The organism is uncultured Gimesia sp., from assembly GCF_937910335.1.
GTDB lineage: Bacteria > Planctomycetota > Planctomycetia > Planctomycetales > Planctomycetaceae > Gimesia.
Genome location: NZ_CALEMX010000141.1, coordinates 1 through 11310, shown reverse-complemented (window position 1 = coordinate 11310; position 11310 = coordinate 1). Strand labels below are relative to the sequence as shown.

General features: G+C 44.6%; 9 protein-coding genes. 5 read left to right on the top strand and 4 right to left on the bottom strand.

Going from position 1 to position 11310, the window contains the following annotated elements; genetic code table 11:
* Positions 1–42 precede the first annotated feature (42 nt).
* The 3 genes from Q0668_RS05625 (at position 43) to Q0668_RS05615 (ending at position 3886) form a co-directional block, all read left to right on the top strand.
* The gene (locus tag Q0668_RS05625) at positions 43–357 is read left to right on the top strand and encodes a hypothetical protein (RefSeq protein ID WP_298861095.1); all 315 of its coding nucleotides are present in this window, start codon (positions 43–45) and stop codon (positions 355–357) included.
* Between the two features lie 346 nt (positions 358–703).
* Complete coding sequence (rimI, locus tag Q0668_RS05620; protein WP_298861092.1) at positions 704–1255, top strand: ribosomal protein S18-alanine N-acetyltransferase; 552 nt, start codon at positions 704–706, stop codon at positions 1253–1255.
* Between the two features lie 12 nt (positions 1256–1267).
* Positions 1268–3886: an excinuclease ABC subunit UvrA gene (locus Q0668_RS05615; protein WP_298861090.1), complete on the top strand. Its 2619-nt coding sequence runs from the start codon at positions 1268–1270 to the stop codon at positions 3884–3886.
* 12 nt (positions 3887–3898) lie between these two features.
* Here Q0668_RS05615 and uvrB read toward each other — a convergent pair whose 3' ends face one another.
* The 4 genes from uvrB to Q0668_RS05595 all read right to left on the bottom strand — a co-directional run bounded on the left by uvrB (position 3899) and on the right by Q0668_RS05595 (position 9876).
* Complete coding sequence (uvrB, locus tag Q0668_RS05610) at positions 3899–5944, bottom strand: excinuclease ABC subunit UvrB (protein WP_298861087.1); 2046 nt, start codon at positions 5942–5944, stop codon at positions 3899–3901.
* A gap of 217 nt (positions 5945–6161) precedes the next feature.
* Positions 6162–7010, bottom strand: coding sequence for a segregation/condensation protein A (locus Q0668_RS05605; RefSeq protein ID WP_298861084.1), 849 nt, complete (start codon positions 7008–7010; stop codon positions 6162–6164).
* Positions 7011–7328: 318 nt separating this feature from the next.
* Entirely contained in the window at positions 7329–8093 is a 765-nt protein-coding gene (locus tag Q0668_RS05600; RefSeq protein ID WP_298861081.1) for a gamma-glutamyl-gamma-aminobutyrate hydrolase family protein, read from the bottom strand.
* A 595-nt stretch (positions 8094–8688) separates the two neighbouring features.
* Entirely contained in the window at positions 8689–9876 is a 1188-nt protein-coding gene (locus Q0668_RS05595; RefSeq protein WP_298861078.1) for an MFS transporter, read from the bottom strand.
* Positions 9877–10100: 224 nt separating this feature from the next.
* Between Q0668_RS05595 and tsaE the strand changes: the two genes are divergently transcribed.
* Complete coding sequence (gene tsaE / locus Q0668_RS05590; protein ID WP_298861076.1) at positions 10101–10595, top strand: tRNA (adenosine(37)-N6)-threonylcarbamoyltransferase complex ATPase subunit type 1 TsaE; 495 nt, start codon at positions 10101–10103, stop codon at positions 10593–10595.
* 186 nt (positions 10596–10781) lie between these two features.
* Positions 10782–11072, top strand: a complete 291-nt coding sequence (locus tag Q0668_RS05585) for a hypothetical protein (protein ID WP_298861074.1) — start codon at positions 10782–10784, stop codon at positions 11070–11072.
* Positions 11073–11310 lie beyond the last annotated feature (238 nt).

Below are 11310 nucleotides of genomic sequence, written 5' to 3'. Positions count from 1 at the left end.
TTTTAGATGGAACGTATTTTTAGTGGTGAAAGGAACAGCCACATGAAGAAGAAATCTCTCGTCCGATCTCCTGAACCCATTCCTGCAAAAACTGCCGCTCGCATCTCCTCGCTTCAATTTGGTGCTCCCCATTCCCTGGAATGTGAAATTCAGCACGCCTTAGTTATTGATTCTGATGTTAACGTAAAATCATTAGTCGTACATCGCACTAAGAATGGGGTCTGCCTGGAGGGAGTTCTCGAATTTGAAGGGGAATGTCCCGACATTTGCAAGAGAATCCAGGCACTTACTGGAGTTGAAGAGGTTATTAATCATCTACTTGTAAAAAGGCGTATGCCTCTGCCTCCCAAAGGGTAAGTCTGTCTTTACGAAATCGATGATCATGCTTGAGTCAGAATTCATCTGACTCAGTATTTTCGCAAATAGTGAAAGGTGCGAATCAATTATCGATCGCAATTTGATAAAAAATAAAAAATTCCTCTGTGCGCCGATTCCGACATCTGATAAGTTTCCCGAATCGTCCTCGCTGTTTTAGGCGTCTGTCCAATCTGAAACACATCTTCAATCATGACATACATTTTCCGACGCCCAATCCAAATTTTATTCCTTTTACTTTATTCCAGGTTGTTGCAGGCATTCATGAAGAATAAAGCAACAATCTCAGGTAATCATTGAAGCACTTATCAGTAGCAGGAAGGCCACTATGAGTCTCAATCAACATTCTAACCAAAGTACAATGGTTCAAATCCGCTGGCTTATCCGGAGAGATATGCCGGAGGTTCTTCGAATTGAACAGGAAAGCTTTGAATATACTTGGACGGAAGAGTATTTTCTAAGTTGCCTCAGACAGCGAAATTGCATTGGAATGGTGGCAGAACACAATAATCAGATTGTGGGTTTTATGATCTACGAACTCCATAAGTCCATGATTCAGGTGTTAAACTTCGCAGTCGCTCCTGAATTCAGACAACAAGGAATCGGACGGCAAATGGTCCAACGTGTCGTAGATAAGTTATCTCAGCAAAGGCGTCGTGAAATTGTGCTGGAAGTGCGCGAAACAAATCTGCCGGCACAATTATTTTTCCGCAAAATGGATTTCCGTGCCGTCTCGGTACTGCGAAACTATTTTGAAGATGCAGGAGAAGATGCCTACGTTCTGCAATACCGTCTGGAACGTGCTGAACAGGATTTTGCTCCCGGTCTTTCTCCCAAAAGTCGCATCAGCAATTATCTTGATGCCTCGGATGCTGCTTGAAATACACAGCGAATGAATAAACAGTTACCAGGCGGATCTTCTTCCAGCAAACTGTTATCAATGATTCAATTGCGTGGCGTTCGGGTCCATAACCTGAAAAATATTGATCTGGATATTCCACTGAATCAACTGACTGTTGTTTGTGGAGTCAGCGGTTCCGGTAAAACCAGCTTGGCTTTCGATACGCTTTATGCTGAAGGGCAAAGAAAGTACATCGAAACGCTTTCCACTTCTGCGCGACAATTTTTAAATCAGTTTCCCAAACCGGAGGCTGATCACATCACAAACGTTCCACCAGCCATTGCACTCCGACAAGACTCCCGAAAAAATCACTCATCCGGAAGGGGCATCGAACCCACCGTTGCCATAACATCCGGTATTCAGCATTACCTGCGACTACTTTATGGATCATTTGGACAAGTCGTTTGTCCGGAATGCCAATCGTCAATTACTCCTCAATCTCCTGAATCGGCGCTCTCTTTCTTAAAAAGTTTATCTGACAATACCAAATTCCAGATCTGCTACCCGATTCAAAAGGCCAATGAAGAATCTTCAACTAATCTCATTCAAGACCTGATTCATCAGGGAATGACACGTGTCATTATAAACCATGAGACAGTCAAGCTGACTGAAACTCTACCTCAGATTGATGCTCAATGGGATTCTTTACTGGTGGTTCTAGATCGTTTGAACACAAAGGTCCTCAATGAACAACGTGTTTTAGACAGCCTGGAACTCGCCTTTGAAAAATCCCCCGGGCAAGTCACGATACTCGTTGAACAAAACCAGTCAAAACAGAAAATGGCTGTTTCTCTAGAACTCGATCGGAAGAAATGGTTTCGGTATGACTTCTCGATTGAGTTAATCTGTCACTTCTGCCAGAAAGAATTCATTCTGCCCGAACCACAACTCTTTAATTATTACAGCCCGACGGGAGCCTGTCCTGTTTGTGAAGGGTCAGGTATCACTTCTGATCTTCAGAACCATGCCATGGTTTCACAAACCTGCCCGGCCTGTGCTGGCAGTCGCCTAAATCCAGCAGCATTAGCAGTACATATTCAAAACCACAACATCAACCAACTCTGTCAACTCCCGTTTCCAGTTCTACTTCAATGGCTCCAGGAATTTACACAAAACCTGAAGGATTCGGATCAAGAACGCCTTTCACCAGTGCTCCGCGAGATAAATGACCGTCTCTCTTTATTAAGCGAACTGGGAATCAGCTACCTGACATTAAACCGCTCTATGAAAACGCTTTCTGGTGGAGAATCTCAAAGAATTGCATTGGTGTCTCTGTTATCATCAAATCTGGTGAACACGCTCTATATTCTGGATGAACCCTCCTCGGGCCTGCACAGTGCTGATAACCACCGTGTCATTACGGTACTCAATAAACTGCGCGATTTAAAAAATACTCTGGTTGTAGTAGAACACGATGCTGAATTTATTCAAGCAGCAGATCATATCGTTGAACTGGGTCCTGCTGCGGGTAAAGCAGGGGGCGAAATCATCTTCGAGGGTTCGTATCAGCAGTTACTCTCTTCTACCAGTTCACCCACAAACCAATTCCTGAAATCGACTTCAGTTTCAGTTCTTAATTCACAACCCAGAATTCCAGACCCGCAGATGATTACACTTACTGGAGTGACGAGGAATCATCTAAAAAACATCACGGTTTCATTTCCTTTGAAACAACTGTGTGTTGTCACTGGACTCAGTGGCAGTGGCAAGAGTAGCCTGATCGAGCAAACTTTATTTCCGATTCTCTGTGAGCTTCTGGCCGAAACAACGACCCCAGATACTTTCCAATTCTGTCAGTCCGCGACGGGAACGGGTCAAATTGATGAGGTTATTTTGCTCGATCAATCACTTATCGGTCAGACACCTCGAAGTATCCCGGCCACATACCTTAATTTATTCGACGATATCAGAGCAGTTTTTTCTCAAACAGCCGATGCAAAATTACGCAATCTTTCTCCCACACATTTCAGTTTTAACAGTAAAAACGGTGGCCGTTGTCCTGAATGTAAAGGAACAGGTTTTACGGAAGTTGATCTACAATTTTTGGCTGATATCACGATGGTCTGCCAGGAATGCCATGGAAAACGTTATCAACGCGAATTATTGGATATCAAGTACCGTAAACTCAATATTGCTGAGGTATTGGAATTGACTGTTGATGAAGCATTTCCTTTTTTCAGAGGCCAACCGGCATTGCAAAAGAAAATGAAACGATTGAAAGACGTGGGGCTAGGCTATCTTCCACTAGGCCAACCGATTTCTTCACTCTCTGGTGGAGAGAGTCAACGCTTGAAACTCGCAGCCTACCTGACCACCAGTAGTCGCAGTCAAACACTGTTTCTGATGAATGAGCCCACTTGTGGACTACACCCACTTGATATCCAACAGGTGCTGAACTGTTTTGATCATTTACTGATGGCGGGGCACTCGATTATCATTATTGAACACAATTTGGATGTCATTCGAGTCGCCGATCATATTATTGACCTGGGCCCTGAAGCGGGTGAAGCAGGGGGTAGCGTTGTTGCAACAGGAACACCTGCAGAAATTGCTCAGCACTCGACATCTTATACTGGGGCAGTTCTCAAAAAACTGATCGCTACCAATTAAAACGCATACAGACTATTTATTGCGTCGCTGTCGTTTTCTTTTTTTTCCGGTGCGAGTTGATTTCCCAGTTTTTGATTTGCCTGATTTGCCATCATTGTTTTTGAGATTGTCAATCCGATCGCGTAAGATTGCAGCGCGTTCAAACTCCAGTTTTTCTGCTGCTTCCAGCATTTCTGCTTCCAGTTCCCCCAAAAACTCCTGCGTAATGTATTCTGATTCATCAGTAAACCCTACTGATTCTCGAACAAACTGCTGAGCTTCAGCCTCTCCTTCAATACCTCGCTTGATCGCTTTTTTGATCGACTCCGGAGTAATTCCATGCTTAGTATTATAATCTTCCTGTATTTTCCGGCGACGCTCAGTCTCATCTATCGCATTTTGCATACTGGGTGTCATCTTATCTGCATATAGAATCACCTCCGCGTTCACGTGCCTGGCGGAACGGCCAATTGTTTGAACCAAACTGGTTTCACTTCGTAAAAATCCTTCCTTATCGGCATCAAGAATTGCTACCAGTGAAACTTCCGGGAGATCCAGCCCCTCGCGGAGTAAATTGATCCCCACCAAAACATCATATTTCTTTTCTCTCAGCCCTCTCAATATTTCAACTCGCTCAAAAGCATCAAGTTCAGAATGCATCCATGCACAGCGGATGCCTTGCTCTTGAAAATAAGCTGCAAGGTCTTCCGCAAGTCGTTTCGTGAGAGTTGTCACCAGCACGCGTTCACTAACTTCCACACGTTTGAGTATTTCATCTTTCAAATGTGGAACCTGACCACGCGCTGGAACGATTCGAATTACAGGATCGATCAGACCTGTCGGGCGAATCACCTGTTGTACAACTTCTCCTTCTACACGCTCTAATTCCCAATCACCGGGTGTTGCTGAAACAAAAATCGTCTGCCTGCGACGAGCATTCCATTCATCAAATGTCAGTGGGCGGTTATCCAGTGCCATCGGCAGACGAAATCCATGATCGACGAGATTCGTTTTACGTGACCGATCTCCTGCAAACATTGCACGCACCTGTGATACAGATACATGTGATTCATCCACAAACATCAGGAAATCATCGGGGAAAAAATCCAGTAACGTATCAGGCGGCGTCCCTGGTTTTCTTCCTGCCAGAGCACGACTATAGTTTTCGATACCAGGACAAAAGCCAACCTCTTCGAGTAATTCTATATCGTATCTCGTCCGCGCACTTAATCTTTGGGACTCCAGCAATTTTCCTTCGCTCTGCAGTACTTGAAGCCGCTCATCTAATTCCTCTTGAATCTCTTTGATCGCTGAATCAATTCGCTCCTGTGGCAAAACGAAATGCTTGGCTGGATAAATATAAGCTTCTTGAACTACTCTCAGAACTTCGCCCGTCAAAGGATTAATGACTGCGAGATTTTCAATTTCATCTCCCCAGAACTCGATACGATAGGCAAACTCTTCATACGCCGGCCAACATTCAACAACATCTCCACGAACACGAAACTTCGCACGCGATAGCTCTACATTATTTCGATCATATTGAATGTCAATTAATTTACGCAGCATCTCATCACGGTCAATTTCTGTTCCCACTCTGAGTGGAATCATCATTTCCAGGTAGTCCTTGGGAGACCCGAGACCATAAATACAACTTACACTCGCTACCACGATGACATCACGTCGACTGACCAGTGCGCTGGTTGCCAGTAATCGCAGGCGATCAATTTCATCATTGATTGAGGCATCTTTCTCAATGTAAATATCGCGTTGCGGAATGTAGGCCTCAGGTTGATAATAGTCGTAATAACTAACGAAATATGTGACGGCGTTGTCTGGAAAAAACTCCTTAAACTCTGAGTACAATTGAGCGGCAAGAGTTTTATTATGTGAGAGAATCAGAGCTGGTCGCCCCAACTCTGCAATGACATTCGCCATAGTGAACGTTTTACCTGAACCTGTAACTCCCAACAAAACCTGCTCTGCCTTACCTTCTTTGATCCCTTTTAGCAACGCCTCAATGGCAGCAGGTTGATCACCCGAGGGTTGAAAATCACTCTTAAGTTGGAAAATAGACATGTTCTCTCATTCCTTTGATTCTGCGAATTGACAGCAGAATACTTCTTTCACGCAGAGGGAATACAGGGATGGTATTATCTATTGTAGAGAAACAGCTTCGATCAGGGGAAGGGACTCAAAGCGGAGATTAAAGTCCCCCTCGATATCTTGAACGAAAACGGGTGAACACAGTAATGTATTCACCCTGCGCTTGAGACACTTGGGAATGAACGATGGCTTAGTCTTCTGAAGCCGTTTCACCGGATGAGCTTTCTTTCGTGGACTCAATCTCTGATGGTGGCATCAAATTTTCTTCGGCAGCCGAAAGCTTGGACGTTTCCTCGACTTCATCCCCCTCAGCGAGCGGCGGCATCAACCAAATTTCTCCATATTCGACTGGCTGATCTGCCCGGAACTGATGATGGCGCAACAGTTCCAGAATAGCCAGAAAGATTCCTATGATCCGACTGCGAAGTTTTTCACCCTCAAAGAAAGCACTGAATGCTACCCGCTGTTCTCCACGTACACGCGCAGCAATCCTTTCGACATATGTCGAAATGGGAGTATCATCATAGGTGATACTGGACTCTTCTTCCACTTCCTTACGCTTGACCACTCGCGCGAGGGCACTTACAAGATCCCAAAGTTCCACTTCTTTTATCAGATCTTCTGAAGGATCTTTACCCGACCTGGGTCGCTCGTCTGTTAATCGCGGATAATGTTCCTGCCATTCTGCTGCGTGCTCCTCTAATGCAGTGGCGGCATCTTTGAACTTTTTGTATTCAAGCAACTGTTGGATTAAATCGCTGCGTGGATCATCAATGACCTCTGCAATTTCTTCCTCTTCTGCCCTTGGCAGAACCATACGACTTTTGATCTCTGTCAATGTACTGGCCATCACGATAAAATCGCCGACGATATCCAAATCTATCAACTCCAATACATCAAGAAACTCATTGAATGATGCAGTAATGGAAGCGATCGGAAAATCGAGAATGTCCAATTCATTTCGCCGAATCAGATATAACAGCAAGTCCAATGGACCGCTGTATATATTGAGATCGACTCGATAGTGCGCCGTCGTCATAGTCTCATTTCAGGCTCTATTGACAGGTCTCAGTTCATTGTCCGTTGATAAACTGTTTCCTGACATTCATTTACATTGTATCTTAGTTTCGGAATCTCATACAATGAATCGTCAGTGAGCGCGATATTCAATCGCCTACATTCGTTATCGTCAGATTAACCGTCACAAATTCAAATATTCCCGATGTCGGGCCCGGAAATAAAAAATCGGCAAGTTGTTATGACTTGCCGATTTCAATCTCATCGTTTCACTAAAACACTATACAGAAGGGTATTCTGCTAATAAGTCATTATGCCATTTCAACAAATCGAGGTCGGTCTAAGCAGCTTTGCGGACAGGCATTTGCAAAATTTGTGGTTCTGGCTCTTCACAGGCGGCCAGGAAGTTTTCGAAGACCTGCATATCCAATGCAGATGCAGAATGATTTTGTGGATGCCATTGAACGCCCACACAAAACCAGTCTTCATCGGGAATCTCAATTGCTTCGATAACGCCATCTGCAGCAGTGGCTGAAGCAATAAACATTTTTGAGATGTACTTAACTGACATGTGATGCTGACTGTTTACTCGAATTTCGCCAGGACCATACATTTTATCAACACGTGTGCCAGGTACGATATCAATAATGTGTCTTAAATTGGCTTCGACTCCATCACGGTGATACATGGCACCGGGAACGTCTTCTGTAACATGCTGGTGCAAAGTTCCCCCACTCAAGACATTCATCAACTGCATGCCCGCCCCGATTGCCAACAGAGGCATTTTCATTTCCATTGCCATTGTGCAGATTCGTCTATCAAAATCCTCACGGCGTAGCGGCATGGCGCGGGAAGCAGGGTGCTTTTCAAATCCAAGGCGAATTGGATCCAAATCCAGAGCACAACCGGAGAGCACCAGGCCATCGAGTTGTTCTAGAAATTGTTTTAAATCATCATCATCTGATAAGGGAGGTACCAGTAAAGGTATTCCACCGGCATCAGTCACGGAATCATAGTAGCCAGTATAAAACCAGCTCAAAGGTTGCGACTCTTTTTGCTCGGGACGAAAGTCTCCGGTAATTCCGATCAAGGGTTTTTTAGACATTGGGTCCATCCTTCACTTCTAATGCACTTCCTGTGCGGTCAAAAAACATTCTGGGGAAACTACGGGAATTCCCCAACTATGAGACCAGAGGAAACAAACTGCAGAAAAGCTCGCAATAGAAGTGCGCTCGAGTGGATGAAATTCCCCCCTCATCGAACGAATAGAAAATAGAATCCATTCTCTCTATAGCGGTCCGTTCCTTCGGTCCGATTGCTACTGACAAAGTACAGTAACCTCAAATGAATATTCTTGAATCATTTCAATTCATTTGAGTGAGCGGATCTTAGTCACCTGAAAACAGGCTGTCCAGTGAATCGGATATTTTGAGTGAATCTTTTGATAATCTCTCTTTGAGATACCATATCTTGTGTGAGCTCAAACCCATCTTTGTTCGTTTTCAATCAAAACCAATATTTTTCGTCTACGCTGGCCAATTTGGTGAAAAACAGACGGAATTTAACAAATTCCTGATTTTCACTGTCGATTTTTCTCGGTCTCCAAGGTGAATCAGCACTTTAACCCTGTCGATGTTCCTAATCCTACTGCACCACAGGCATCACATACTAAAAAATGAATGACTAACTAAGCAAACTAATTATACGGATTCTGCATCAGGTTCAGCTTGCCTGGAAATAGAAGGCAACAACATCGCGCCCAAAGTTGCCAGAATCAGACAAGGAATAATGGCGTGGAAAGCCTGGTGGGGAACATCGATCGCGACAAAATGACTTGTTATTTTGGCCTGAATCATTCCGCCTCCCCCCCAAGCCATACCCATCGTAATTGCCGAGGCAACACCGCCTCCTTTGGGAAACAGTTGATGCGAATAGGAAACCATCGCCGGGCTGGTGCCCCACAATACCAATCCGCTGGGAATCAACATCAATGTCATCAGCCATGTCGGACAACCTTCCCAGCCGAGTACTACCATTAAGGGAATACCCAATAGCGGACAACCTATCATAAATGCTTTTTCATGCCCCGACTTAAAACGAAATGCCATCAATAACATCCCCGCACTGGCAGAAAATAAAAATACAGATTGCATCATGCCGATCTGAAATGCAGATGCGTTCTGTTTCTCGAGAATGAAGGAAATCAGCTTATCCATCGCCATATTGGGTACCAGTCGTAGCGAACAGACTAAGAACAAAAAAAAGGCCAAATAGACTCTACCTTCCAGCATTTGTGATAATGACTGTGCTGGCTTTTTTCGGTCTCGTTCAAACAATTTGGCAGGGGGCTTACCGAATTGATACAGGATAAGAATCAGTCCCGCGTAGAAAGGAGCGAGAACCCAGATACTGGAAAGTCCCCAGGTAGAAACAACGGCACCACAAATGATGGGGCCCAGGGCTAATCCCATTGCTCCACCAAACATAAATAACGAGAGACTGCGCGTACGGCGTTCCGGAATCAGAGTACCCGCTACGACTGCTGCCTCTGGATGAAACGAACCGATTCCAATACCGCCCAATAAAAGTGCCAGGCTTAAGACAATCAGATTGTTGGCTGGCCCGACCATTGGCATCATGACTGCTCCCAGCAACGGGCCGATCCATAAAATGGATTTAATGGGATACCGATCACGGATATATCCAAACACGGGTTGTGCCAGAGAAGAGGCCAATGCATGAATGGTCAACACCATAAACAATATATTTTCCGTCAAGGAATGTACACGTTTTAACTCACCCCACAACGGTCCCACAACAATTGCTGAAGCATCAACGACCATGTGAGTCAGAGTGAGACAGATCAGACAACGATAGGCGTGAGACATTTTAAAGATAAACTTTAAGGCGGGAATACGAGCGAAAAACAAGCCTCATTCTACAGGGAAGGGCATGGAAAGGGGAATCAGGTTCACAGACCACTCTTGCTGTTTTTGCGACATTTTCTAAATCGGGTTTAAAACGGCTTGGATTGTGATTTCGCAATCAAAAAGCTATACCTGCAGTATCATCTAAATAAAAATCTATTCAACCTTTTCAGGAAAGTACTTCTTTGAACGCTGTTACAGAGTGGTGTTTTAAGTCAACCAGTGAAAACGAGACGATGCGACTCGGAACCATGCTGGCGAAACTACTTGAACCAGGTACGGTAATTGCCTTAAATGGCAACCTGGGCGCTGGTAAAACCCGTCTGGTCCAGGGGATAGCCTCGGCAATGGGTGTTGATCGCAATGAAGTCAACAGCCCCACCTTTGTTCTGATCCAGGAATACCAGGGGCAACTGCCCCTATACCACTTCGACACCTACCGCCTGAAGGATACCGATGAATTTTTGGAACTGGGAGCCGATGATCTAATGTATGCAGATGGTGTCTGTCTGATCGAATGGGCTGACAAAGTCATGGAAGTCTTACCACATGATTTACTTCAGATCGAGATCAAGCACACAACAGAAACAGCACGAACCTTTCATTTCAAAGGGCAGGGGGCTCGCTCAACCAAAATCGTAAATGCATTAAAATATGAGGATCCTGAATATCCCAGCTAATCTTCACCAGTCATCATGTGAAGCGAGGAAACCAGACATGAAAATCGTGTCGGGGGATAAACTCTTAGTCACAGGATGATTTAGACTCGCGGGCAGCTCTATTTTTGCTGAATGACAAGAGCTGGCTTGACCCATCAATAGTTTGACATTTGACCCGGATCGCCTCTCGCGTGTAGAATATCTGATATGGAAAGTGAACCAAAACAATCTCCTGCTCTGCCTGAAGAGCAACAGTTGAAGCCTCCAGAAAAGTGGTCATGGCGGCGGTATATTATCACTTCTTTTATCCAGATCACCATCCTGATGGTGTTATATGTGCTTTCCATTGGCCCCTTCTTCTGGCAATGGTATGCTTCGTATAATTCAATGAGTTCCCCGTTCTTCGCTGCTTTTTACACACCACTCCTATTGGCCTGTGATCTGATCCCCCCCCTCTCTGATGGCGTGAACTGGTATATCAATTTCTGGATCAGTTAGTTTCACAGATTGCAGGGACGCCTTACTTCGAATTCAAATTAAGTTTCGTCTGAATCTTTTCAGATTGAACTAGAATTATCGACCATTCAGTCTGACCCTTTACCTGAAAAAATGGTCCTCGATACTATGAGCCATTGTGCAAATCAAAAACCATATTCTCAAAGCCACAGGGTTGATTGACAAATCAGATAATCCAAATACACTCTTCATAGGGGAGACTCTTGAAATTTTTTCCCAT

Coding starts and splice junctions, on each gene's coding strand:
- Q0668_RS05600 (WP_298861081.1), bottom strand. CDS start 8,093: ATGTCTAAAAAACCCTTGATCGGAATTACCGGAGACTTTCGTCCCGAG.
- Q0668_RS05615 (WP_298861090.1), top strand. CDS start 1,268: ATGAATAAACAGTTACCAGGCGGATCTTCTTCCAGCAAACTGTTATCA.
- Q0668_RS05605 (WP_298861084.1), bottom strand. CDS start 7,010: ATGACGACGGCGCACTATCGAGTCGATCTCAATATATACAGCGGTCCA.
- Q0668_RS05625 (WP_298861095.1), top strand. CDS start 43: ATGAAGAAGAAATCTCTCGTCCGATCTCCTGAACCCATTCCTGCAAAA.
- rimI (WP_298861092.1), top strand. CDS start 704: ATGAGTCTCAATCAACATTCTAACCAAAGTACAATGGTTCAAATCCGC.
- Q0668_RS05585 (WP_298861074.1), top strand. CDS start 10,782: ATGGAAAGTGAACCAAAACAATCTCCTGCTCTGCCTGAAGAGCAACAG.
- Q0668_RS05595 (WP_298861078.1), bottom strand. CDS start 9,876: ATGTCTCACGCCTATCGTTGTCTGATCTGTCTCACTCTGACTCACATG.
- uvrB (WP_298861087.1), bottom strand. CDS start 5,944: ATGTCTATTTTCCAACTTAAGAGTGATTTTCAACCCTCGGGTGATCAA.